General features: G+C 56.1%; 25 protein-coding genes. 8 read left to right on the top strand and 17 right to left on the bottom strand.

Annotated elements, in window-relative coordinates; translation table 11 throughout:
* Positions 1 to 88: 88 nt before the first annotated feature.
* The 3 genes from ACYVHB_RS22255 to ACYVHB_RS22245 form a co-directional block, all read right to left on the bottom strand.
* Positions 89 to 1,405 carry an APC family permease gene (locus ACYVHB_RS22255; RefSeq protein ID WP_461054005.1) on the bottom strand — a complete coding sequence of 439 codons (1,317 nt, stop codon included), beginning with the start codon at positions 1,403 to 1,405 and terminating at the stop codon, positions 89 to 91.
* A 151-nt stretch (positions 1,406 to 1,556) separates the two neighbouring features.
* Positions 1,557 to 1,946, bottom strand: a complete 390-nt coding sequence (locus ACYVHB_RS22250) for a molybdopterin-binding protein (RefSeq protein WP_461054081.1) — start codon at positions 1,944 to 1,946, stop codon at positions 1,557 to 1,559.
* A gap of 339 nt (positions 1,947 to 2,285) precedes the next feature.
* Positions 2,286 to 2,840: a TspO/MBR family protein gene (locus tag ACYVHB_RS22245; RefSeq protein WP_461054004.1), complete on the bottom strand. Its 555-nt coding sequence runs from the start codon at positions 2,838 to 2,840 to the stop codon at positions 2,286 to 2,288.
* Positions 2,841 to 2,958: 118 nt separating this feature from the next.
* Between ACYVHB_RS22245 and ACYVHB_RS22240 the strand changes: the two genes are divergently transcribed.
* From ACYVHB_RS22240 to ACYVHB_RS22220, 5 genes are all read left to right on the top strand, one after another.
* Positions 2,959 to 3,612: a MarR family winged helix-turn-helix transcriptional regulator gene (locus tag ACYVHB_RS22240; protein ID WP_461054003.1), complete on the top strand. Its 654-nt coding sequence runs from the start codon at positions 2,959 to 2,961 to the stop codon at positions 3,610 to 3,612.
* A gap of 171 nt (positions 3,613 to 3,783) precedes the next feature.
* Positions 3,784 to 4,254: a hypothetical protein gene (locus ACYVHB_RS22235; protein ID WP_461054002.1), complete on the top strand. Its 471-nt coding sequence runs from the start codon at positions 3,784 to 3,786 to the stop codon at positions 4,252 to 4,254.
* On the top strand, positions 4,251 to 4,463 hold the full coding sequence (locus ACYVHB_RS22230) for a hypothetical protein (protein ID WP_461054001.1): 213 nt from the start codon (positions 4,251 to 4,253) through the stop codon (positions 4,461 to 4,463). Before ACYVHB_RS22235 ends, ACYVHB_RS22230 begins: the two co-directional genes overlap by 4 nt.
* A gap of 39 nt (positions 4,464 to 4,502) precedes the next feature.
* Positions 4,503 to 4,949 carry an alpha/beta hydrolase gene (locus ACYVHB_RS22225; protein WP_461054000.1) on the top strand — a complete coding sequence of 149 codons (447 nt, stop codon included), beginning with the start codon at positions 4,503 to 4,505 and terminating at the stop codon, positions 4,947 to 4,949.
* Between the two features lie 15 nt (positions 4,950 to 4,964).
* Complete coding sequence (locus ACYVHB_RS22220; protein ID WP_461053999.1) at positions 4,965 to 5,594, top strand: hypothetical protein; 630 nt, start codon at positions 4,965 to 4,967, stop codon at positions 5,592 to 5,594.
* A 148-nt stretch (positions 5,595 to 5,742) separates the two neighbouring features.
* On the opposite strand, the gene ACYVHB_RS22215 is transcribed toward ACYVHB_RS22220, so the two are convergent.
* From ACYVHB_RS22215 to ACYVHB_RS22185, 7 genes are all read right to left on the bottom strand, one after another.
* Positions 5,743 to 6,783, bottom strand: a complete 1,041-nt coding sequence (locus tag ACYVHB_RS22215) for an alpha/beta fold hydrolase (RefSeq protein WP_461053998.1) — start codon at positions 6,781 to 6,783, stop codon at positions 5,743 to 5,745.
* The gene (locus tag ACYVHB_RS22210) at positions 6,780 to 7,817 is read right to left on the bottom strand and encodes an alpha/beta fold hydrolase (RefSeq protein WP_461053997.1); all 1,038 of its coding nucleotides are present in this window, start codon (positions 7,815 to 7,817) and stop codon (positions 6,780 to 6,782) included. The genes ACYVHB_RS22215 and ACYVHB_RS22210 overlap by 4 nt, the downstream gene beginning before the upstream one ends.
* Positions 7,814 to 8,458: a hypothetical protein gene (locus tag ACYVHB_RS22205; protein ID WP_461053996.1), complete on the bottom strand. Its 645-nt coding sequence runs from the start codon at positions 8,456 to 8,458 to the stop codon at positions 7,814 to 7,816. The genes ACYVHB_RS22210 and ACYVHB_RS22205 overlap by 4 nt, the downstream gene beginning before the upstream one ends.
* A gap of 79 nt (positions 8,459 to 8,537) precedes the next feature.
* Complete coding sequence (locus ACYVHB_RS22200) at positions 8,538 to 9,674, bottom strand: helix-turn-helix domain-containing protein (RefSeq protein WP_461053995.1); 1,137 nt, start codon at positions 9,672 to 9,674, stop codon at positions 8,538 to 8,540.
* Between the two features lie 181 nt (positions 9,675 to 9,855).
* Positions 9,856 to 10,686 (bottom strand): oxidoreductase, encoded by an 831-nt coding sequence (locus ACYVHB_RS22195; RefSeq protein WP_461053994.1) that lies wholly within the window; start codon positions 10,684 to 10,686, stop codon positions 9,856 to 9,858.
* A gap of 82 nt (positions 10,687 to 10,768) precedes the next feature.
* Entirely contained in the window at positions 10,769 to 11,122 is a 354-nt protein-coding gene (locus ACYVHB_RS22190; RefSeq protein WP_461053993.1) for a SnoaL-like domain-containing protein, read from the bottom strand.
* Positions 11,123 to 11,194: 72 nt separating this feature from the next.
* Complete coding sequence (locus ACYVHB_RS22185) at positions 11,195 to 12,097, bottom strand: AraC family transcriptional regulator (RefSeq protein ID WP_461053992.1); 903 nt, start codon at positions 12,095 to 12,097, stop codon at positions 11,195 to 11,197.
* A 306-nt stretch (positions 12,098 to 12,403) separates the two neighbouring features.
* Between ACYVHB_RS22185 and ACYVHB_RS22180 the strand changes: the two genes are divergently transcribed.
* Positions 12,404 to 12,904, top strand: coding sequence for an Rrf2 family transcriptional regulator (locus ACYVHB_RS22180; protein WP_461053991.1), 501 nt, complete (start codon positions 12,404 to 12,406; stop codon positions 12,902 to 12,904).
* 63 nt (positions 12,905 to 12,967) lie between these two features.
* A complete protein-coding gene (locus ACYVHB_RS22175; protein WP_461053990.1) occupies positions 12,968 to 13,915 on the top strand; it encodes a zinc-binding dehydrogenase in 948 nt (315 codons plus the stop codon).
* A gap of 28 nt (positions 13,916 to 13,943) precedes the next feature.
* Here the strand turns inward: ACYVHB_RS22175 and ACYVHB_RS22170 are convergent, their stop codons facing one another.
* From ACYVHB_RS22170 to ACYVHB_RS22150, 5 genes are read right to left on the bottom strand one after another with little or no spacing between them, the layout of a single operon-like run.
* Entirely contained in the window at positions 13,944 to 14,480 is a 537-nt protein-coding gene (locus ACYVHB_RS22170) for a hypothetical protein (RefSeq protein ID WP_461053989.1), read from the bottom strand.
* A 32-nt stretch (positions 14,481 to 14,512) separates the two neighbouring features.
* Positions 14,513 to 15,151: a response regulator gene (locus tag ACYVHB_RS22165; RefSeq protein ID WP_461053988.1), complete on the bottom strand. Its 639-nt coding sequence runs from the start codon at positions 15,149 to 15,151 to the stop codon at positions 14,513 to 14,515.
* Positions 15,127 to 17,010, bottom strand: a complete 1,884-nt coding sequence (locus tag ACYVHB_RS22160) for a sensor histidine kinase (RefSeq protein WP_461053987.1) — start codon at positions 17,008 to 17,010, stop codon at positions 15,127 to 15,129. The genes ACYVHB_RS22165 and ACYVHB_RS22160 overlap by 25 nt, the downstream gene beginning before the upstream one ends.
* Before the next feature lie 50 nt (positions 17,011 to 17,060).
* Positions 17,061 to 19,004, bottom strand: coding sequence for a sensor histidine kinase (locus ACYVHB_RS22155; protein WP_461053986.1), 1,944 nt, complete (start codon positions 19,002 to 19,004; stop codon positions 17,061 to 17,063).
* Position 19,005: 1 nt separating this feature from the next.
* A complete protein-coding gene (locus ACYVHB_RS22150; RefSeq protein WP_461053985.1) occupies positions 19,006 to 20,922 on the bottom strand; it encodes a sensor histidine kinase in 1,917 nt (638 codons plus the stop codon).
* A 262-nt stretch (positions 20,923 to 21,184) separates the two neighbouring features.
* Here ACYVHB_RS22150 and ACYVHB_RS22145 point away from each other — a divergent pair, with 262 nt between their 5' ends.
* Positions 21,185 to 21,760, top strand: coding sequence for a DUF4142 domain-containing protein (locus tag ACYVHB_RS22145; protein ID WP_461053984.1), 576 nt, complete (start codon positions 21,185 to 21,187; stop codon positions 21,758 to 21,760).
* Between the two features lie 146 nt (positions 21,761 to 21,906).
* On the opposite strand, the gene dnaK is transcribed toward ACYVHB_RS22145, so the two are convergent.
* Both dnaK and ACYVHB_RS22135 read right to left on the bottom strand, forming a co-directional pair.
* Positions 21,907 to 23,838 carry a molecular chaperone DnaK gene (gene dnaK, locus ACYVHB_RS22140; protein ID WP_461053983.1) on the bottom strand — a complete coding sequence of 644 codons (1,932 nt, stop codon included), beginning with the start codon at positions 23,836 to 23,838 and terminating at the stop codon, positions 21,907 to 21,909.
* 308 nt (positions 23,839 to 24,146) lie between these two features.
* A complete protein-coding gene (locus ACYVHB_RS22135; protein ID WP_461053982.1) occupies positions 24,147 to 24,743 on the bottom strand; it encodes a superoxide dismutase family protein in 597 nt (198 codons plus the stop codon).
* Positions 24,744 to 24,749 lie beyond the last annotated feature (6 nt).

Below are 24,749 nucleotides of genomic sequence, written 5' to 3'. Positions count from 1 at the left end.
ACGAGTCAACCGTTAGGCGTCAGTTAAGGGTAAAGATACGTTTTTTTGGCGGTCGCGCCGGGCGACGCAGCCCGCGTCGGGGGAGAGATCAGTCGGGAACGGGCTGCGTTTGGGGCTGACTGGGCGTTCGGTTCGGCGGCTTGATCCAGTAGGTGGCTCCGCCCGCCAGCACAATGCCCACGCCAATCAGACTTTCGACGGGCCGGTCGCTGATGATGAAGCCCAGTACACCTAAACTAAAGACAATGTACGTCCATTGGAGATAAGGCCGCCACGGACTCGGAAAATCATCGGGTCGACGCGGAGTGCGCAGTAAACTCGCCACGGCCAGCGTTCCCAGCAGTTGCAACACGAACGAAGTGCAGAGCAGCACCTGTTCGAGCGTACCCGAAAACAGGAGCAGCAGCGTCACGCCCACCTGTAGCCAGATGGCCCGCACTGGAATCTGGTGCGGGTTCAGCCGACAGAAAAACTGCCAGAGCGGAAAATCAGCGGCCATCCGGCTCGTGACCCGCGCCCCAATCCAGACGTATGAACTCATGGTGGCGACCAACTGAAGGGCGATGCCTGCGCTGACCCACTTCCCCACCGACGGGCCAAACCGATTTCCGAACGCAATGACGGCCACGTCGGCCTGATTGCGGAGCTGTTCAGCACCGGCAAACCGTAGGAAAACAAGCTGCAGGGCTACGTACAACAGCGTCACCACGCCCGTACCGAATAGCAGTGCCCTCGGCAGATTCCGGCGCGGGTCGCGGATTTCGGCCACGATGTAGGCAGCCGCGTTCCAGCCCGTGTAGGCGTAAGTCACGTAGAGCAGCGATACAGCAAAGCCCGACGTAGCGATTTCGTCCAGTCCGTCGGCGGTGAGCCGAAGCGCGTTCGGCACGGCGGGCGCCACCGCGAAGCCAACGGCCAGCACCAACCCCACAAACGCGATTTTGAGCAGGGTTGCTCCGTTCTGAAACCGGCTGCTGTGCCGTAGCGTCAGAGAATGAACTAAGCCAATTGCCAGCACGAGGGCTACCGTCAGCCAGCGGCCCTGCGTTAGACCAAAGGGCTTTAGGTACACTTCCATGGCTTTGCCCGCAATGGCCACCGGAGCCGCAAACCCGCCCACCAGCGACACCCAGGCCGATAGATACCCCAAAAATGGGTGCAGGCCGCGCGAAATAAATATGTAATCACCCCCGTTTTCGTCGCGGTAATGGGTACCCAGTTCGGCTAAGGTAAACGCGCCAATCAGGGCCAGTACCCCGCCCAGTACCCACAGCAGCAGAATCGACCAGGTGTTCTGGACGGCCGCCAACTGAAAGCCGACGCTCGTGAACACGCCCGTGCCGACCATGTTGGCAATAACCAGCGAGGTGGCGGTGCGCCAGCCGATTTTATGGGACTTGTTCATTCGATGGGGTAACAGCAGGCCAATTAACCACGCAGTGCTGAGAAGAATTTCGTGTTTCGTTGATACTATACGTTCTATTTTCTCACCCCGAATCACGCCTATTTTTTGTTTTTTACCTAACGACACCGGCCGAATTAGCGGTCAAATACGTTCATCGGCCGTTTTCCGGGCGGTTCAGTACGCGTCCGTCGGATTTTATCTGCCAGACGGTAATCGGATTCAGATGGTAGCCCCCCGTGTCGGCTCCCCGCGCGTCGATGAGTTGGGCAAACGTGGGCTGCACGTAGCCCGTTTCGTCGGTAACACGGCTCATAATTTCTCCGCCCCGTTCCAGTGCCACAGGTGCCGAAATCGCACGTGTGGCACTGGAACGGGGCGGCTCCTGCAACTCGGCTCGCTGCCAGCTTTTGCCCGCGTCGGTGCTAACCTCAACGCGTGACACCTTGCCGCGTCCGCTCCAGGCCAGCCCACGAATCTCGATCCAGCCGCGTTCCACCTGCGCCGGATACGCCGGAAACGTGATGATGCTCCGGGCGTCGATGTCGAAACTAAACTGCCGAATGCGGCCGCCTTTGATACCTTCGCTGTATTTTGACGTTTCCTCGCGGGTTTGCCAGGGAAATAAACCGGGATTTAATTTTATCTGGAAAACAACCGGTTTATCCGTTACTGACGTAGCTTAAGTCGTAACTATAATTCCGCAAGACAGTCGAATAGTGTCATCCGGTTTCTGTAAGAAACGGAGTGAAGCCGTAACCAAACCGGTTCGCCCCGGAGCGGTTTCAGCTTAACCGTGCGTTCAACCCGGCGGTGGTCGCTTACCGATAATCTGTTGGTAAGCGACCACCGCCGGGTAGTCAGTCAACGGGTGACCCTTGCTTCACTGACCCAGAAAAGGTCCAATACCAAAGAACACGTCCCGGTTGTAGAGGGCCACGTAGGCCGACACGTAAGTAGCCAGTATCAGCCACAAAAACCGGGGCAGAATATTGAGCGCAGCAACGCGGTCGATGCGGTAGCTAACGAACAGGCTGAGTCCCGTAGCAATCAGGCCAAGGGCGGTATCGACTGCCCCCAAAATCGGACTCTTCAAGCCAAAATAGAGCAGGGTAAAAATAGCAAACAGCACCCAGTTCACGGCTTCTAAGCGGATAAACGCGCTTCGACCCGGCGTGGTGGTGGGCCGGTTGGCAATGCGCCACAGGGCATACAGCGAGGTAGCATTGTTGAAAAGCCAGGCGGGCGCAAAAGCCCAGTCGGGCGGAGCAAGGGCGGGTTGAACAAAGTTGTTGTAGAAGGCTTCTTCGCCATTGTAGCCCGCCGGAGCCGCGCTGATTGCATTGGCAATCACAAAAATAAGAGCTGCGTGCCACCACCGGAATGGTTGCCCACTAACCCGATCAGCAGCCGCTACTTGTGTTCCAGACTGATTCATAAAAGCTGTGTTTAAATAGTAAATACTTATTTATCAATCACAATAACTATTTAAAAACAGTAAATGTTTTAAGGAAACTCAAGTTTATTATTTTTACATAGCTTTTCAATCAGTCCGTATGAGTAGCCAGTTACTCGTTGCCTTAGTAAACCAGTGGGCCGCCTACGAACAGCAGCAAGCCAGCCCGTCGCTGCGTGATTTTTGCCTGTGGTACCTCACTAACCAACCGCTTGCGTTACCCGACCAGGCCGACATTTTTGACGAAACGCCCATCAATGGCCTGCTCGGAAAACTGATGGGCCGGGTGAGCCAGTACGACCATTTGTATACGAAAAAAGCCCTGAGTGAACTGGGCTTCAGCAACGTGGACGACATGATGTACATGCACATGATTCACTACCTGAAGGAACCCCGCAAGGCCGAGCTTATTAACTCGATGCTGTCCGAATTTCCATCGGGCATCGAAATCATCCGGCGGCTCCTTCGGCAGTCGCTCATTGCCGAACTACCCGACGAAACGGACAAACGCTCCAGTCGGGTTCGGTTAACCGAGGCTGGTGAACAGTTGCTGCTGGCGAGTTACGCGCTGTTGCACCAGGCAGGCGAAATGACGTACGACCTACTGTCGGAGCCAGAAAAATTATTACTGGTGCATCTGCTGGGTCGTCTGGACGATTTTCACGTTTCTCACCACAAGCGGGTCCGGGCCGAATCATTCAAAAACGCTTACGAGCAATTGATGAGCGAATTGCAACGGCCTACCGGTCGATGACAAAGGAATGACCCACGATCCAGACCGGATGAGTCGCCCGTATTTATAAACCCACCAACAATGCTGACTATCTACGGAATGGCGATTGCCAACGCGCTGTTTTTGGCGTTCCTGCTCGTTGCTCGATACAGAAATACAAACCCGACCGCCAACCGCTAGCTGGCCGGGTTTGTGCTGACGGTGGCGGGTCTGATGGCCGATGACTTTCGGGATACGGCAGGCGTTCAGGCAGGTACGTTCTTAGCGGTTTTTGGGTTTTCCAATGCGTTTCTGCTGGCCGTGGGGCCTTGTCTGTATTTCAGCGTACTGAGTTTTACGCAGGTCCGGTATCGTTTCCGGCTCCGGCATGGGCTGCATTTTCTGCCCTGGCTGGCGAATGGACTGGTGCTACTGATTTGCGGGTGGACCATCGACGTCGACAATCTCATTACCATCACCCCCCAAACGGCCCGGTTGTTCTGGCTGCTGGAGTCGTTCAGCTATGTAGCCCTGGTGCAGAATGTGGTCTACCTGGTGGTCATGCTCCGCCGATTAGCCGACCACAATCGGAATATCCGGCTCTTTTCCTCGGCTACCGACCTAATTGATCTACGCTGGTTGCAGCGGTTCATCGTCGGCGTTTCGGTGATGCTGCTCGTTTGATCTGGGCAAAAGCCGACGTGGGGCCGTATCAGAATCTTCGGGGCTACATTAGTCAGAGCGAGGGCGTCAATGCCCAGATGTTCTACGACCCGGTCAGCAAAGCCGGCGCGATTGTGCTGGTTAACCAGGATTTTACGAAGCCGGAAGATGCCGAAAGTCTTCTCGGCGTCATCACCAACCTGCTGAATGTAGCCCAGAATGCTCCGTAAACTATTCATAGGCAGCCACTCACCTCAACCACCAAGCGCATGAGAAAAGTTTGTTTCACGGCCGTAGCGTGGCTGATTGCCTGTCTGGCGGGGTGCCAACCGGAGGCCGTTACCCGCAGCGAAACCGCTGACGAGACCTTTTACGTACAAAACGCCGGAGCCGCCATGCGGGTCAGTGTCAAAGGCAACACAGCGAGCAACACGTTTATGATTGTCGTACACGGCGGACCGGGCGGCTCGGCGTATTTTTACCGAACCGATGCCATGAAGACGATTGTCGAATCGGAGTTTGCCGTGGTGTATTGGGATCAGCGCTCGGCCGGGGCGTCGCAGGGGAGAGCCATCGGCACGTTGACCCTGATTCAATACGCCGATGATCTGAAGAAGGTCATTCAAACCCTGACCCACCGCTACGGAGCATCGGCGCGGGTCTTTATCATGGGTCACAGTTGGGGCGGGTTGCTAACGTCGGCCTTTCTGAGGTAGGGCGATAACCAGCGTTTGGTAAAGGGGTGGTTGTTTGTTAACGCGTCGCATAATTATCCGCTCAACGATGAACTGACCCGGCGAAAGCTGCTCCAATACGGCCGACAGCAACTTATTCTGGACCGCAACCCGGAGCCGTGGCAACGGATGGTGAATTTCAGCAGCGGGATAGCACCTCCGTATACGCTCCGTCAATCGCAGCAACTGAACGAATACGCCTACACGGCCATGTCGCTCATCGACGGCTTCACCCCCTTGAATGAGGACGATGTTGTGCGAAAAAATCTACTTGCCGAGCGCATCCCGTTCACGTCCGCTTTTTCTAATCTGATCGCGACTGGCCGCAGCCAATTACCCGCTTCGTTAGTGAACGTGGCCTTCTCATCGGCGTTGAGCCGGGTGACGGTTCCGGTGCTGGTGTGCCAGTGGTGCCTACGATTTTGTGTGCCCAAAAGAACTGGGCGACGACCTGCTGGCCCACATCGGTTCAACGAAGAAACAGCAACTTGTTTTCACCCATACCGGACACAATCTGGAAGAGCAGGAAGCGTATTGCCGGGCTATCGCAACCTTCATCCGAACAAACCAGTGACGCCCATTCCAACCATTATGCGACTCACTCGACTACTACTCACCCTGCTGTGACGCGGTGTTGGTGAAATATGTGAGGTCGCGCAGGAATTGGCTATGGTCATAGTGACCACCCCGAAGGAGACGACTATTCCCTGTTGTTCTACGACCAGCACGGCAGCTACACTGTCGCATCGCCAGTCATTGGCTGGGCGTTTGCCCCTTACCGGGCTGCCACAAATGCCCGCCAGTTGGCCCAGTAGCGGTCTGGCTCCTGCAAAAACGCGTTGTGACCACTCCGTTCCAGTAGCACTTTTCTCTTGATTGTGGACGCAACGGTTGCCAGCAGGCTGTCGGCCACGGCGGGCGGGGCGATAAAATCGTACTTACCCCACAGTAGCAGCAGTGGCACCCGAATTTTGGCAACTTTCTGCGCGTAGGACTTGTCGTAGGCCTGCCGCTCAACGCCATTCCAGCCGTTAGCCACCAAATTCAGCCCAAGTGCGGTTAAGGGTGCGTTGTTGGCGCTGGCTTCGCTTCTGAACACATTGATGGTGTTGAACTCGACGCGCGCAACGGTATCAATCAGGTATTCGGCATCGCCCAGCAGTTCATTCAGTTTCTGTGATACCGCGTAGTTGCCGGTGGGGTCGTTGGTCCGGCAATACTCCACAATCGCCCGCCAGCGGGCCACGTTCCGGCCCAGCAAAAGCTGTTCGGCACCAATGCGGATAGCCATGCGGATGATCTCGCGGTCCATGAGGTTGAAGTCGTGAGGACCATCCGAGTTGATCCAGCCCGCCACCAGCCGCTGGTTGTCCCCGGTGGTCAGGAAAGCGGTGGCGATGAGTCCGCCCCAGCTCTCGCTGTAGAGGATAATCTTTTTGGTGGAGCCGTAGCGGTGCTTTAACACGGCAATGGTTTTGCCAATGCTTCCGGCGATGTCGTCGATGCGGTAGCCAATCCGGTTCCCCTGCGAGGCTCCGGCCATGGGCTGGTCGAGGTAGGCTACGGTATAGGTCGGCTCCACCAACTGCTGCATTTGAGCGAGATGACTTAAGTAGTAGGACGACCCACCGGGACCGCCATGCACGGTTAGAATGATCTTGTCGGACTGCGTATTGCCCCGCACCTGAACCCGCAGGCTCGACCCGGCCTGCTCAACGTAGAATGTTTCATTGGTTCCGGTTGTCACCGAAATTTGCTCCGGCTGGCAACCCCAGCCGAGCCACAAAGCGATACTAAACAGAGCGTGTTTTTTCATTTGTTTTCCTGCATAAACGACACGAAAGCCTGGCAGTAGGCGGTCTGTTCTTCCAAATTATGACCCGTATTCAGGAAAAGAAGCCTGCGTTTTTTTGTTGATCGAATGCGGTTGAACAGGTCATCGCCCAGGCCGGGCGGGCAAATAAAATCGTACTGCCCCCCACAAATCAGTACCGGGAGGGTCACATTCCCCAGCCGGGACGAATAATCAAGATTCCGGGCCTGTTTATCTAACTTGTTCGTCGCAATCAGATTGACGAACGACGACGTGAAGGGAGGGTACTCATCAGTCGGCGGAAATATCTTGTTGTAAAACACCTTGTCTTCGTCCAATGGCGTAAAACCTTCTATTAATGTCAGCGCATTGCCCGCCAGCAGATTGAGCTTGTCGGCGGTCGGTTCATCGGCGGGCAGAATCACCGTTTTGCAGTAATCGACAATGGGTTTCCACTCCGGTACGTTGCGATTACGGGCAAGTTCGGCGATCCCGAACCGGATGAGCATGTCTTTGGTCAGGCTGTCGTTGAGCCGGTAGTTGTGCGAGGCATTAACGAACAACCAGCCGTTGACTAACTGCTGATTTCCCGGCTTCGTCACGAACTCGGTGGTGACGATACCCCCCCAGCTTTGTCCCATGATAAACAAACTCGTCGCTTGTCCGTAGCGGGTTTTAAGCACCTGAATTACCCGCTTCAGATCATCCCCGAATTGAGGAATCGTGAGCGCAGCGCCATTCCTCCCGCCCTGCGACGCGCCCGAGTTGCGCTGATCCCAATACGCCACCGCGTACTGCGATTCAATGATTCGTATTACCTCCGGCGTCCGGTACAGGTACGAATTCCCGCCCGGCCCGCCGTGCACAATGAGCAGGATGACCCGGCTGGCAGTATTGCCCCGAACGTTGACCCGCATGGCCGAACCGGCCTGCTCGACGTAGAACGTCTCGTTTGCTGCCGTTATGGTTGAAATTTGCTCGGTCTGGCAAGCCATTGCGCCCCATAGCAGGAATAATATCGACCCGTAGCGTATCATTTTGTGCTTGTTTTTGACCGGATGGCAAAGACCGTCAGCGATGGCAGTTTGTAGGTTAGCCCCAGTTCCAGCGTTGGCCGGACGTACACGAAACTGTTGTAAGGCAGCATCGTGAGCAGGCTTGCCCGCAGAAACGTCGTTACGGGCCGTGACTTCTTTACGGAAAAATCGAACCCCACTCCGCCCCCTACCGTGACCAGCGCGTAGCTGTATCCCGCTGCCTTTCGGATGGACACGTCGCCATTGTCGGCAACGCGGTAAGTGGTGCCACCCAGAAACGTACGGCTGAAACTCAGGCCGGGCGAAAACTCGGTGAACCAGCCCGTTGGTTTGGTCCGGCGTCGTTGCCACTCGGCAGTGAGGTACACGTTATCATGAAAATCCGGGTGGTGGTAGAACCCCAGATTGACAACGGCAAACCGGTCTTTGCGCACGTAGGCCTGTCGGTTCGGTTTCCAGCGGAGCCGTTGCTTCACGGGAAGGGCCAGCCCAACCTTCGCGCCGGGGTAGCTGACCGAACCGGCGTACGAGAGCCTGACTTCGGCCTTCGGCAACGCACCGGAAGCGGGGGGCGGGGTTTGCGCTAAGCTGGCCAGCGGCAGGATGCACAGGCACAGCGTGTTGAATGGGAACCGAATCATGGGGACAAATCGGGTGGTTGATGCCGCAAAAGTGCCCCATTCTACCGGTCCATCTGTTCCGATTTATCGAAGCGAACACCTATTCGGGCAAAAAACGCTGCCCCGTGCTTCGGTAGGCGGTGGGCGACAGACCCGTGCTGGCTTTGAAGGTGGTGTTAAAAACCGTCTTCGAGTTAAACCCCGCTTCGTAGGCAATGCCAACCATGCTCAGGTGAGCGTAGGCGGGGTCGGTCAGCAGCCGTTTGCTTTCCTCAACCCGGTAGGTGTTGACGAATTGGTAGAAGTTCATGCCTAAGCCCGTGTTAATGAGCGCCGACAGGTCATGGGTCGACAGGTTCATCATTCCGGCCAACTGGGGCAGATTCAGTGTATTGTCCAGGTACGGTTTGCGGGTCACCATCAACTGCGTGAGTTGCTCTTTCAGCCCGTCAGCCTGGGGAATCACCTTGAGTGGCTTCTGCTCGATAATGGCTGCGATGTCGTTGATAGCCTGGGGCGGATAGGGGTAGATAGCCGTTTGCTGGGTGGCATAATAGCCGATGTAGTAAGCCCCGGCCAGATAACCGATGGTGGCGATCTGCGAAGTCAGGGGATTGGGATACACCCCCTCGGTTAGCCAGACTAGCAGCAGCAACAGGACCCCGATCAGCACGTTCAGCAGCCAGTGCAGGTCGACCGTCTCGACGGAAGCGCTGATCTGACGGATAGTTCGCTGATGAGTGAGCAACTGATTGAACGACAGACCCCAGTACGTAAACAACTGAAGAAACAGGACGGCGATGAACAGTAGTTCGTACCAGGGGCCGTACGGATAGGGAGCCTCGTTCGTTAACCGACTGACTACCTGTTGCTTCGCCGTCGCGTCAGCTACGTACAGGGGCGAATTGAGCAGGACGAAAAGCAGGCTGGGCAAAAAATGGATGCCCGTTCCGACGTTTAGTTTCAGATTGGGATTGGTGAAATGGCGTATCGCTACGTACAGGCACGGAGCCACCGAAAAAACCACCCAGTCGAATGCCCCGAACAAGTGCGGCAACCGGCCATACAACTGCGCACGGGACAGCACGTCTTCGGCGAGCAACAGGCCCACCAACGCCAGAAAAAGACCTAACCACCGGTTAGCAGCGGTATTTTGGGTGCGGCTTTTGGCAAAAACCAAAAAACTCACCATCAGGAAACTGCCGCACGTGAGTGCCACTAAAGCCGTAGTAATCATCGCGGTGGGAGCCAGACCGGCTTAATCGTTCCACTCATTGATCAAGCTCGAATGTACCCGTATGGAACGAACGAAACCACCGAATGCGTACGGCCCCCTTTTTACTATGAACCACACGACCCGTCAGCCCCACAAACCCGATGCGCATCGGGTTTGTGGGGTTGCTGTTTCTTAGCTATGGTTAATACACCGCCCGTTCGGCCCGTTCGCTACCGGCGTCTAAGTCGGTTTGAATGCTGTCGATTTTTGCCCGGATGGTGGCGAGGGCTATTTTTCCCAGGGGTAGTCGCAGCGGTGGGTTGTCCGCGTTCGCGAGGTCGACGATGAATTGGGCGGCTTTAATTGGGTCGCCTTCCTGCTTGCCGTCAACGCCTTTGATTCGCTCCCGGAATACCCCGGCAGTCGCCTGATAATCGTCAATGACCGTGCGGGCCAGCCCAAATCCAGACCCGGCAAACTTGGTTCGGAAGGGACCCGGCTCCACAATCGTTACCCGAATGCCGAGGGGAGCCACTTCCTGCGCCAGCGCTTCGCTGAACCCTTCCAGCGCAAATTTGCTGGCGCTGTAAATGCCGAAACCAGCGAACGCTTTTACCCCGCTGTGGGACGAAATTTGGATAATATGTCCGCTGCGCTGCTGCCGGAAGTGGGGTAAAAAAGTCTGCGTCAGTTTTAATGCCCCAAAGAAATTAGCGTCAAAAACGGCTCTTGCTTCGGCCATACTGGTTTCCTCGATGGCCCCTGCAAAACCCACCCCGGCGTTGTTCACCAACACATCGATCCGGCCGAACCGGTCGATGACTTTCCCGACTACGTCGTCAATCTGCTCCTCGCGGGTTACGTCCAAGGCGTAAGCAAACGCGTTGGCTGGGGCGGTGGCGTTAAACCCATCAGCCTGGTGCTGATGCCGGAATGTACCCAGCACAATAGCGTCTTTTTCCAGCAGAGCCTGCGCCATCGCCTGACCCAGACCACTGGAGATGCCCGTGATAAACCATATTTTCTGTTCCATGCTGTTGTTTCTATTTGAGCAGGACTCGTCATTACGGGCAAAGCCGGTGGTGACAAGCCCTGCTTATTAGCGAATGAGGGACTTAGGCAAAATACCGTTCGCGAATGATTTTGCCGTCCTGCCAATCCTGGATGGCAACTTCCACCACCTTCAAAACCCCGCCCGTGTTGTCGAGGTCAATAGACCAGACAATAAAGCTGCGGTTGCCCTTTACCACCTTAGCCACGGCGCTGAAATCCCGTACCTGTAAAATGGTCGCGAGCTGTTGGTGACCCGTCTTTTCGATCAGATCTTTTCCCTGGTGAGTTACCCCATCCAGATCGGTTTTTTCAATGTCGTCGTGGTAAAACTTCTCGAAGGCATCCATTGGCTTTCCTTCGGCAACCAGCGCGATTATCTCATCCACTGCGGTTGCAATTTGTGCTTCCGTCATCATACAGTTTGTGCGTTTATCGTACGATGCAAAAGTGCGGCAGCGCGGGGCGGGGCGGTTAACACGAAACCGTGTTTATTCGGTAGGATTCGGAGACTGACCCTTGGCAATGGTCTGCGCCGATGCTTTAAACGCCATGGGGGCCATGCCTACTTCGGCTTTGAAGAGTTTGGCGAAGTAGGAGCCGTCGAAGTAGTTAAGTTGCGCGGCCACTTCCGAAACGGTTTGGTCAGTAAAGGTCAATAACCGTTTGGCTTCCAGCATACTACGCGCCCGAATAGCGTCGGTAGCGGTTTTTCCGGTTACCCGTTTGGTCACGTAGTTTAAGTGGTGCTGCGTGACGTTGAGCCAGGCTGCGTACTCGCCGACGGTGCGGTTTTCTGCGAAATGCGTGTCGACCAGCTTTTTGAAATTTTTATAGACAATCAGGTATTTTTTGGAAACAGGGTGCTCGTTTTTGGTATCGACTGACCGTTGAACCTGCTGGAGCAGAATGTGCAGTAGCGACTGGCAAATGGTTGGCGAACAATCGACCCGGCGGTGTTCGGCAAACAGCAGGTCGATGGTGTGTTTGATTTCGGAGTAGCTTTTCGGGTCGGGCTGAATGCAGGCGTTGGCGTAGAAATTATCCAGAAAGCTCAGTTCAAACAGCTTGTCGGGGTTGTTGTGATTGAGCAGAAAGAAGTCGGCCGTAAACATAATCGTGCCGCCCGTTACGGGTTTCCATTCTTCAAAGTAATGCAGTTGACCGGGTGAAATAAAGAACAAGGAATGGGCCTGAATTTCGTATCCTTTGTAGTCAATCACCTGCCGACTTTCCCCGGCTTCGATCCAGATAATTTCGTAGAACGTATGCTTATGCAGATCGTCGACGTCGGGTTCGTCCATCAGTTCAAACCGGGTAATTTCAAATTCCGTTTTGCTGGTTGGCTGATTGATGAAATGGCCAATGGAATAGGCAGGAAAAAGCGCTGTCACCGTGTCGACTGTTGATACGTGGAGAATTGCTTACTCAGCAAACGAATGAACGGCAGCCCGGCACCCTCTGGCAGGTTGCTTCTATCAGGCAGTTACCCGATTGCGTACAAAGGTATGGCCCGGCAGCGGAAGGCTGGTCGTGCCGGGCGGCTTTCCTGAGACGGTTGTAAGCCATATTGTTCATGCCCTGCCTACTCCGTCAGCTAATCCACAAAATGAGCAGGCAGACTACATTTCTGAAAATCGGACTGTAATTGAAACTTATTTTGTTACAATTCGCTTCCTGCCTTAGTTAGACGATTTACCATGAGCGGCAACTTCCTGACGGCGATTCACATTATGACGTATTTGGCTTATCCGGGCAATGCAGGCGCTCCCGCTGGCCACATCACGTCGTTTGTGAGCTACGCGGGCGGCACCGAAAAGCTGGTCACGTCCGACGAAATTGCCGGTGTGCTCAGCACCAATTCAGTGGTGATCCGGCGGCTGGTGCGCCAACTGCGGGATGCGGGCTTGGTGGTTTCGCTGCGCGGTAAAACCGGTGGTTATCACCTAAGTAAGGCCGCTGCTGCAATCACCCTGCTCGACGTATTTCTGGCTATTGAAGGCGACAAGGTCGATTTTTTTGCCCTGGCGAACCGCGACGACCGACCCGGCTGTAGCCCCATCGCCAACAGCATTCAGCAAACATTACACCCCATTTTTGCCCAGTCGCTGACCGCCCTGAAGCTGGACTTAGCCAGCTACTCCATTCAATCCGTGCTCGATACGTCCCTAACCCGGTTAGGCATGTCTGACTGCCAATGAAAATTTTGCCTTTTTTTACCTTTTAATGTAACAAAAATAGTTTCAATTTAATCAGATAAACGCATGAAAGCCATTCAGTTTTCCGAAACCGGCGCAGCCGATGTATTACAGCTTGTTGACCTGCCCACGCCCCGGCCACAAGCGGGTGAAGTGCTGATTAAAGTGGCCGCAGCGGGCGTTAATTACGCCGACATTCAACAACGCAAAGGGAATTACTTTGTGACGGTACCGCTGCCATTCGTGACTGGCTATGAGGTGGCGGGCGTTATCGAAGCCGTTGGTACCGACGTAACGCACCTGCAACCGGGTCAGCGGGTGATGGCCATGCTCCAGAACGGCGGGTATGCCGAATACGCAATCGCGCAGGCGGCCCAGGCGATTCCGGTGCCGGATGGGTTGGGCGATGCGGAAGCAACCGCGCTGCTGGTGCAGGGCATGACGGCCGTGGGACTGCTGCGCACGGGGCACTACGAATCGGTATTGGTGCTGGCCGCTGCCGGGGGCGTGGGATCGATGCTGGTGCAGTTGGCCAAAAACCAGGGTAAGCGGGTGATTGCCGCCGTGGGCAGCGACGCTAAAAAAGCCCAGGCGATTGACTTCGGGGCCGATGCCGCCGTGAGTTACGCCGATGCCGACTGGGTGCAGCAGGTGCGCGATGCCACCAACGGGGAGGGAGTATCGGCGGCTTTCGACGCCGTTGGTGGAGCCGTTGGCGTGGCTGCTCTGCAAACGCTCGGCGCGGGCGGAACGGGTGTGCTGTACGGCGCGGCCAGTGGCGAGCCCACCATGCTGGCCGGGCAGCAACTCATTGGCCAGACGCAGGTTGTGCGGGGGTACACGCTCTTTGCCGACGTAGCTAAGTTTAGCGACTACGCGGGCGAGCTGTTTGGTTACCTACAGGCGGGTAAGCTGAAGCTGCCGGTGCAAACGTATCCGTTCGCGGAGGTGCAAACTGCCCACCGTGACGTGGAATCGCGCCGAACCCAGGGCAAAGTAGCGTTGGTCTTTTAGGTACCGTTGCCTGGACAAGGGGCGATGGCTACGCGGTCGGTCTGGGCAGGAGCCGTCGGACCAGGCCCGCCAGTACCAGCGCGAGTAGCAGGCCTGCCACTACCCACTTCAGCAATTTAGCGACCTCGCACACCATCGCCACGAGCTGCGACTGGTCGGGGTAGGTGTTCAGCAACGTGACAATCATGGCGTTCTCCAGCAGATCGAGCAGCAGGGCGGCTACCGGAAGCAGTTGAATGCGGTGCAGGGCCGGGGCCGTGCGGTAAAGCATCGTGAGCAACACGGCAAACAGCAGCGAATAAATAAGCGGGTACGCCACGTCGAGGGTCATTTCGGTCGTGGCGTAATAGGCCCGCCCCGCCGGTCCGTAATCGGCGACCATCCGCAGCGTCCGCTCAGGGTTGATGCCGAACGTCAGGTCAATTGGACCGAGCGCTTTACCCGCGAGAGCGTTCATCCGCTGTTCAGCCTGGGGCAGCAAATAGCCTGCGAACAGACCGTATAAGGCCAGTAAAAATATCAGAACGCGCCAGTTGGCAATGCGGTCGAGGAGGTTTGAAAACATGGGTCGGGAACGTTTAGGGTTTAGGGTTGCTATCAGGCCAGGCCGTGCTCCAGTGCGAACTTAACGAGGTCAGCGGGTTTGCTGATGCCCAGTTTGAGGTTGATGTTGTTGCGGTGCGTTTTCACCGTCGCGATGCTCAAAAACAGCTTTTCGGCCATTTCTTCGTTCGTCATACTCTGCCCAACCAGGCCAATAATTTCAAGTTCACGCTTAGTGAGCTGAAACTGCTTCATGAACGAATCGTCGGCGTGGGGGTTTGCGCTGGCGCGCTGCGTCAGCTTCGGGTCGTAGTATTTTTTGTCGGCCTGGACGGTTTCAATCGCGGTAATCACTTCGTCGACCCCTGAGTTTTTCAGGATGTACCCGTGAACACCCATCTTTTTGCAATCGTCCACAAACGTACGGTCGTTGTACATCGTCAACATAATGATTCGGACGTCCGGGGCGCGTTTGAGCAGTTCGGCAGCCACGTCTAAGCCGTTGGTGTGCGGCATATTGATGTCGAGCAGGATGACGTGAGGACGCAGCCGGTTCACGGCATCGAACACGTCTTTGCCGCTGAACACCTGCCCCACAATGTGCAGGTCATCTTCGGCGGAGAGCATCATTTTTATGCCGTCGTTGAACAACTGGTGGTCGTCGGCAATCAGGATTTTTGTTGGTGTTTCCATTCGTCAGGTTCGTGGTAAGGAATTTCGACAACGGCCGTTACGCCCGTTTTCGTCGTATCAACGGCCAATGTCCCGTTTAAAAACTGAACTTTAGACGTCAGGTTGTTGTAAGCGGGCGTCCGGGGGGCGTCGTCCTCGGCCATCAGGCTCAGGTGATCATGGTTGTAGATGAGCTGAACCGTGGCCTGGGTGGCGGTTGAATTCTTCAGAATATCGTTGAGCAGCTCGGCCGCTATCCGGAAAATCTGCACTTCGGTGGCTGCGCTCAGCCGCCGTTCGGTGCCAACCACGACGTAGTCAACCGCAACGTCGCTCGTGTGGGCCACTTTGTCAATGGTTTCGGCCAGCGACTGGGACAGCCCCAACTGCGCAAAATTCTTGGGCATCAGGTTGTGCGAGACCGTGCGCAGATTCTCCACCGACCGGTCGAGCAGGGTACGGGCTTCAGTCAGCGCCGGAAACCGCTCCTTAACGTCGGGCTTTCGCAGGACGCTCGACACGTAACCAATGGCCGTGGACAGCATGGCTCCCACGTCGTCGTAGAGGTCTTCAGCAATCCGGTTGCGCTCCACTTCGAGGGCGTCGATAATCTTCCGGGATTGCTCCTGTTCGCTTTGGTGGAGCGCCGTCAGCAGCGTTTCGTTTTGCTGGCGGTAGGTTTGAAACCAGAAAAACAGGATACCCGACGACAGGATGAGCAGATCGAACAGGAAATTGATGACGATAACGACGTAGCTGTCGATTTGAAAGAGCGGCTCCTGACCCCGCGTGAACGCCAGATTGATGAAGAAAACGATCAGGTACCCAACGAGTTGAACCGAAAACGTGAAGGTGTAGAACAGCACCACATTTTCGCGCTGGCGGATGCGCTCGAAGATGGACCAGAACGCCAGCCCGATGCAAACGACGATCAGGGCCAGCGTCGTGTTGAACGTCCACCGGAAATGGCTCTGCGGAAATACGTCCGCCATGCGCAGCCCAATGGTCAGCACCAGCAGGGCCAGAACACCGTATTTGAAGACCTGCACCGCCCTAAATGCCCGGCTTTGTGCGGCCTTCTGACCAATGAACTGCTGCATAAACTGCAACTGGGCGAGCATGATGAGCCAGCCCGACAGCAGTTGCGAATCGAATCGGTTGAAGGCCGGACTGCCAGGCCAGAGATACTGAAAGCCCAGCCCGGACTGCGTCGAAATATGAAACGCAATGGCGAGGATCAGGGCACTGAACCAGAAATAAACCGTGTCCCGCGTGGCTAAGAACGCCACCATGTTGACAAGCAGAATCAGCAGGCTGAACCCGGCCAGCAGTCCCCAGAGCAAATACCGGTTGCGGTCGGTGGTTTCAAAGGCTGGGGCGTCCCATACCCGCACCCGGACGCCCAGCACCTCGTGCCGCTTGGCGACCATGACAAACACGTCCGTGGGCGTTTTGGCGTCGAGGGCAACGGGAAAAATCCAGTTGTACCCCGGAAAAGCCCGCGACCAAAACGGCAGGGCGTCGCCCGTAATCGTTTGCCGGACAACGCGCCCACGGGCTACCTGATAGCACCACAGGTTATTGATGCGCGGGTTGTCGATCTCCACGAAAGCGGTTTGGGGCGTTCTGGCATTCAGGCGCAGGCGGAGCCAGTGGTGCGAAGCCGTGTAGCCCCGGTTCAGCAAAGTGCCGTCCAGCGGCTTAAAACGGTCCAGCGCCACCACCTGCCCCATGGTGAGCCGGGCGGTCGTGTCCTCGTAGTGCGCGATGTAGTTACCCGGCGAGCGGCTTTCACCCGCTGACACCCAGTACGTTTTCTGGGCGTGAACCGGGCAAACCGTGAGCACGAGGGCAACGACTATGGACAAAAAAGATCTCAACGGCAGTGGGGTTTGGACAAAAGTAGCGCCACGGAATGCGTGGACACATACTAACTTGTTTGTATTTTATGGGCGATCCAAACGGATATGGTGGTGCCGTGTGCGCCTGAATCAATGGTTACGTCGGCACCCAGGTCCTGCGCCCTGGCGTACAGATTTTGCACCCCAATGCCGCCCCCACTTCCTCCCCTACTCGCGGTGAAGCCTTTGCCATTGTCGCTGACGAGGAGCGAAACAAAATCGGGGTCGCACGTCAGAGTCACCTGCGTCTGCGTAGCCTGGGCGTGTTTGAGCACGTTGTTAATCAGCTCCGTACCAATGCGGTAAACGTGCATTTCCTCCGCAACGGAAAGAAACGATTTGGGGCCGGTCACTGTGAAATCGAACCGCACCGACTGACTCCCATTAAGCTGCTCAACCAGTTCGGACAGGGAAGCCGATAAGCCTTTTTCGGCGAACTCGACGGGCAGGGCGTTCCGGGCAATTCGGTCTAAATCGGTACCGACTTTGTGAATCAGCCGGACCGAATCGGCCAGCCGGTCCAGCGAATGCGTGTCACGCCGGGCCATCCAGCCGGGGGCCAACGGTTGGCCGGACGGCTGTCTGGAGGGTCCCGGACTGGATGGTCCATTCAGTAGCTGCCGGGCTTCGGTCAGCCGTTGGCCCACGTCAGACAGCAGCCGGTCGTGGATGTGCTGGCGCTCGGATTCGAGCACGTCAATAATTTTCTGATTGGTTTCCTGCTGGGTTTGGGCTAAGCTGATGCGCAGCCGCTGGGTTTCGATAATTGACTGTCGGTAGCGGTAAGCCAGCAGGTAGGCAAAAACCAGCAAATCAACGAAAAATACCATGATTGTAATCAGATACCCATCAATCAAAACATAACTGTCGGGTTGATTTCGCAGTAGGTTCTGAACAATATTGACGAAATGGAGGACCAGTTGGATCAGGAGTCCCCCGGCGTAGAGCCGCTTCAATGCTTCGCCCGACCTGAACCCCGTAACGACTACCCACACAAGCAAAATCACCACTACGTTAACCAACGTGGCATGAACGCGCATAATCACGTAAGCCGTTTCGGAATACTGCCGGGATATACCGGTCAATTGCAGGATGATAAGGGTTAGAAACCCCACCCAGAACACGTACTTCATCACCTGCGTGGCCCGGAAAAGCCGGTTGTTCGCCTGGCGCAGATTCAGAAAGTACTGCTGAAATTGAAACATGGCGGGCAGGTACAGCCAGACTGCCTGAATGATAGGGTCGGGTCCATTGAGGGCCGGTATGTTCGGCCACAAATATTGAAAGGCCAGCCCCGAGTCGGCAAGCTGCCGCAACAGCAGGGCCGTCACGTAAACGGCGTACCACAGGTAGACCCGGTCGGTGGTGGTGACCCAGAAAATCAGGTTGAGCAAGACCACCAGCACGACCACACCCGCAAAAATCCCCCACAGCAAATACTCCCGCTGCTCTTTGTCTTCAAAGTCGGTGGTGAGCCAGAGGTTGATTTCAGTCGCCAGGTTCTCGTGCCGTTTGTCGAGCCGGAGGTAGTAGTCGGTGGGATGGCGAGCGTCGGGCAGTAGTGGAAACGCAAACGTTTTGGTTGGAATCAGGCGCTGGCCGAACGGCAACCAGTTTCCCGTTTTGCTGAGCGACGTCAGCCTGCCATTTCGCACCGTTGCGAATTCGACGGCGTGGAGACTGTGGTTGCGGATGTCGAGCGTAAACTCCCGGGGGCGGCCCGTAGGTTGCAGCCGAAACCGAAACCAGTGAATCGACTCGGTATACCCGAAATTGTGCCGACGATTCGGAACCGGCCTGAATCCATCGGCCCGAATAGCGGCTCCGAGCGTTGCGCGTCCGGTGGCATCCTCCCAATGAAACAGGGACAGTGACTGCGGGCTGATGGGCTGAACGGATTTGGTGTGATACCAGGCCAGGCCCCAGATGGCCAGCACCACCAGCACAAACAACCAGAGTAGATTGCGGACCATATCAGGATTGGAGAATGGGCACGCTCAGCATCACTGAGTTGCCCTGCTCGTTGGTGTCAATCAGCAGATCGGCCTTCAGGTATTCGGCTTTGATCCGCAGGTTCTGCCAGCCCGCATCGGCCCCGTTGTGGGTAGCTGCGGGTGGGCCGTTGTCTTCAACGGTCAGGTTAAGCTGGTCGGGGTGGTAGAGTAGCTGCACGGTCGCTTCGGTGGCCCCGCCCCGTTTCTGGACGTTGCGCACCAGTTCGGTCGTTATGCTGAAAATCAGCATTTCGGTCTGTTCACCCAGTCGTTTCACCTGGCCTGCGCTCACAAAGTCGAACTGAGTGCGCCCGCCCGACATTTTCCGGATGGTTTCTTCAATGGCTTTTGCCAGGCCGATCTGCTCAAACTGTTTCGGCATCAACTGGTGCGATAACGTGCGCAGTTCGTCGGCGGCCTCGTCGAGCAGCGTCTGCGAACGGAGCAGCGGAGCCGAGAATTCGGCCCGGCTCAGCACCGACAGATAGCCCTTCGCCGTAGCGAGCGTGGCCCCCACGTCGTCGTGCAGGTCCTGGGCGAGCCGCCGTCGTTCATCCTGTAGCGAGTCGATTACCTGACGCTGGGCGCTTTGCCGACTTTCGAGCAGGTCCAGTTCCAGTTGTTGGTTGTTCTGCCGCGAGTGGGTGTAGCGATAGGCCAGTCCGTACGAGAAAAACGCCATGTCGGTCAGCATCGTCAGGCCGAGCACCACGTAGGTTTCCACCTCAAAGGGCAGCGGCCACCCCTGCGCCTGACAAAAATTCATGATAGCCACGACTAAATAGCCCGTAAACTGCACCGCCAGCGCGTAGCCGTAGTAGCGCACCATAGGTTCTTTTTCGTGCCTGCGTTCGTACAAACTGATGACAGTCAGCACCACAATTACCGGCACAAGGCATGAGGTTGTCAGCGACACGATCCAGTACATGTATTGCTCGCGACCCGGCAACGCCAGTAAATTAGCCAGAATGACCGCTGCGAGGGCTACTGCGATAATTCCTTTGAAGGCATTGACCCATCGAAACACGCGGCTGTTCCGGTGGTTCTGGTGGATAAAGCATTGCATGAACGCAATTTGGGCCAGCGCAGCCGCCCACACGTAGAGGTACACGAACCAAAACTCATTCAGGCGCGGCAGCGTGGGCCACAGGTACTGAAAGCTCAGCCCGGCATCGGTGAACAGGTGCATGGTCAGCAAATGCAGGTACAGGCTGTACCACAGGTAAATCCAGTCGCGGAGGGCCAGCAGCATAACGATGCTCAGCAGCGCCATAATGCAAATAACGCCGATGAACATGCCCCACCGAATGTACTCGGCACGGTCGGCCGCCAGAAACGCCGGGCGGTGCCAGAGCCGCACGAAAAACGACAGCACGGCGTGGGGCTGGTGCAGACGAATGTAATACCGGGACTGATCGCCCGCCGGTAGCTGAATCGGAAAAACGGAGTGATTGTTGACGAACGGCCGCTGCTGAAAGGAAAACCGGTCGCCGGTACGACCCAGTGAGCGAACAGCACCCGCCCGCACTACAAACAGTTCCACCTCATCGATGCTGGCATACTCGATTTCGAGCATCAGGTCGGCCCGCTGAATGGTTTCCAGATCGAACGAGAGCCAGTGGACGGAGGAGGTGTTATAGCCAAAATCCTGCCGGATGGTGCGGCTAACCGACGGCCGAAAACGGTCAGTGCCGCCCAGGCCGGTGCCGCGGAGACGGATAACCTCGTTAATACCGAGTTGCCCGGTCGAATCTTCGAGGTGATAGAGCGAACCAAGGAGCGACACCTCACCGGACGCTTCCCCCGACGCACCGACCAGCAGCGACGGGTGGATTGGTTGCGCCCCGGCCCAGTGGGCTATCCAGATCAATAGCCAGCAACACCCGTAGCGGATCATGGATTGAGGAAGGTTAAGGCGGCTGGTTTGTGCAACAGCCCATATGACCCGTTGACAAACAGCCACTTATCGGTGGGGTGATTGTCAGGGATGCGTCAAAAGAAACGCATTTCCCCGAAAAATACAAACAAACGGTTGGTACGGCGTGTCCGCCCGGTGAACCGGTTTAGAATGAGCCATACGCTAAAGTAGAGCCGTTCCGAAAACTTAGGGCGCTGCCGGTAGTTGTACCCGGTAACTACGCAACGAAACTAAGTATACCATGAAGAAAATGAGTTTGGTGCTGGCAATCGCCGTGGCATCGCTGGTCTTCCAGGCCTGCAACGAGAATAAAAAAGACGGCACCGACAGTGTCGAGAACGCGAATGACGCCAACGACGTAAAGGAACAGAAGGGCACCGGGGCCGAAGACGACGATGGTGACTTCGCCGTGAAAGCGGCCAATGGAGGCATGCTCGAAATGGAAGTGGCCCGGCTGGCCCGCGAAAAAGCGCAGAGCAGCGAGGTGAAGGAGTTTGCGGCCATGATAATGACCGATCACCAGAAAGCCAACGAGGAACTGAAAGCATTGGCCGGGCGCAAAAACATTACCCTCCCCGCCCGCTTAGGTGACGACGAACAAAAACAAGTGGACGAGCTGGCTAAATTGTCGGGCACCGAGTTCGACAAGAAGTACGTGGAACTGATGGTGGACGATCACGAGAAAGACGTGAAGCTGTTCAAGGAAGCCGCCGACGATAGCGACGACGCCGATCTGAAAGCGTTCGCGGCCAAGCAACTGCCGACCTTGCAAAAGCACTTAGAGCGGATCACCACGATTGACAAGAATATGGATTGACATTATCAGGTCCCACCGTTGAAACGGTGGGCTGATAAACGCCGGGGCTGCGTGGCTCCGGCGTTCTTGTTTTGACAGCAATGACTGATCCAGCAAAAAAGCCCCTGCCGTTACGAGCAGGGGCTTTCGATACGAATCTATTCCAATTACTTCACTTCTTCATACGGCACGTCCGAGACGTTGTCGCCCGCTGGCTGGCCTTGCCCATTGCCGGGGTTAGCGTTGCCACCGTCGAAACCGGCACCGTCCATCGGGTTGGCACCATCGGCACCCGTGGCGTTGTACATTTCGGTTGAGGCCGTGGCCCAGGCTGCGTTCAACGCTTCCAGCGCCGTGTCGATGGCGGCTGCATCGCGCGAGCCGTGGGCCGTGCGCAGGGTAACGAGGGCGTCTTCAATGGCCGTTTTGTTGACCGGACTCAGCTTGTCGCCGTACTCCTTAAGTTGCTTCTCGGTCTGAAAAATCATCGAGTCGGCCGCGTTGACTTTCTCAATGGTCTCGCGCTCGGCTTTGTCCGATGCTTCGTTGGCTTTGGCTTCTTCGCGCATCCGGTTGATTTCGGCGTCGGTCAGGCCGCTCGATGCCTCGATGCGGATTTTCTGCTCTTTGCCGGTGCCTTTGTCCTTGGCCGTCACGTTCAGGATACCGTTGGCGTCCACGTCAAAGGTCACTTCGATTTGGGGCACACCACGCGGAGCGGGCGGAATGTCGGACAGGATAAACCGGCCCAACTGACGGTTTTGCTGCGCCATTGGCCGCTCACCCTGCAAAATATTGATTTCCACGCTCGGCTGATTGTCCGACGCCGTCGAATACGTTTCTACTTTCTTGCTCGGAATCGTTGTGTTGGCTTCCACCATCTTGGTAAACACGCCACCCATTGTTTCGATACCCAGCGACAGCGGGATAACGTCCAGCAACAGTACGTCTTTCACCTCACCCGTCAGTACACCACCCTGAATGGCAGCCCCAACCGCCACGGCTTCGTCGGGGTTAACGGCTTTCGAGGGCTTGCGGCCAAACAGTTTCTCTACTTCGTCCTGTACCTTCGGAATCCGGGTCGAACCCCCCACCAGAATCACTTCGTCGATCTGGTTAGCCGACAAACCGGAGTTCTTCAACGCCCGGCGGCACGGCTCCAAACTCCGCTGAATCAGCGAATCGGCCAACTGCTCGAACTTAGCCCGGCTCAACGAGCGGACCAAGTGCTTGGGGATGCCATTCACCGGCATGATGTACGGCAGGTTGATCTCGGTCGAGTTGGAACTCGACAGTTCAACTTTGGCTTTTTCGGCGGCTTCTTTCAGGCGTTGCAGGGCCATGGGGTCCTGGCGCAGGTCGATAGCTTCGTCCTTTTTGAATTCATCAGCTAACCAGTCGATGATGACCTGGTCGAAGTCGTCGCCCCCGAGGTGCGTATCGCCGTCGGTTGCTTTCACTTCAAACACGCCGTCGCCCAGTTCCAGAATCGAAATGTCGAACGTACCACCACCGAGGTCAAATACGGCGATTTTCTGATCTTTCTCCGTCTTGTCCAGGCCGTACGCTAAGGCGGCAGCGGTCGGCTCGTTGATGATCCGCTTCACGTCGAGACCGGCAATGGCACCAGCTTCTTTGGTAGCCTGACGCTCGGCATCGTTAAAGTAGGCGGGCACCGTGATGACGGCTTCCGTTACAGTTTGGCCGAGGTAATCTTCGGCGGTTTGCTTCATCTTTTGCAGAATCAGCGCCGACAGTTCCTGCGGGGTATATTGCCGGTCGCCAATGCGGACGCGGGGCGTGCTGTTGGGGCCGTTCTCCACGTCGTAGGCGACGTTTTTGATTTCGTTCGTTACCTCGCTGTAGCGTTTACCCATGAACCGCTTGATCGAGGAAATCGTATTTTTCGGGTTGGTGATGGCCTGGCGTTTGGCAGGTGCTCCGACTTTACGTTCGCCGTTGCCGTTGTCCATAAACGCGACGACCGAGGGAGTCGTCCGTGCTCCTTCCGAATTGGGGATCACTACCGGCTCGTTACCTTCCATCACGGCCACGCACGAGTTCGTGGTGCCTAAGTCAATACCAATTATTTTTCCCATGATTACTCTACTGAATTATGGTTAAGTTTCTTTATTCGCTGTGATTATAAATTGACAGACATGACCTCTCTATCAATCCAGATGCCAGCCGGAACATTGCGCATTTTCTGTGACAGATTGACAGACAAAACTGACTAAACGACCCATTTATAGCCCACGATCCACCAATTAATGACAGCTTGTTTACCGAACTGGTTTTATCAACTCACGGGATTAGTTGTTAGATAGGCTTTAACGAACGAAAGGACGAGCGCTGGCCCGTCCTTCGGTAAAAAAATCAACCACGAAGAATTGTGTTCGCAAACTGTTTACTTACGATTCAACACACCTCCGGCAATGCGCCCGCCCGTGTTTCCGGCCGGGTCGGTCACGTAGTCATCGGTATTGGCGTGAATAATGAGCGAAGAGCCGTTGCCGTCAAGCAGCGTATTCGCTCCGTCGGTCAGTGTGACCCGGTCGGTAGTCGTCAACAGTGTTCCCTTCCCCTGCGCGTCCACCTCGATGTTTTGCAAGTCACCGGCGTGGGTACCCTGTGGGTTGGCGAATCCGTGTTTTCTGGCCGCTGGGTTATAATGTTCACCCGACGAGGAGAACGGCGGGGATGCTTTGGGGTCAGCCACGCCAACTTCGTGAAAGTGGATACCGTGCGGGCCACGGGGTAAACCGCTTACCGTCAAATTAATGGTAACCTCACCGCTGGCGGCCTGCGTTAACACCGCCGAACCAACAGGAGAACCGCTGGTATTAACTAAATCCACCGTAGCCGTAGCAACTACTGTCGTCGGCGACTGCGGATTATGGTCCGCACAGCCCAACAGCCCGGCGAACAGGAGCGCAACCCCACTCCATACGTAAAAGGTACGCCGTCGACCTTCAGCCGTAATCGTAGTAAACTGGTTATTCATTCCTTT

The sequence above is a fragment of the Spirosoma arcticum genome, from assembly GCF_054779955.1.
Note: the sequence above shows the minus strand (reverse complement) of the source record. Positions and strands in the feature narration are given on the sequence as shown.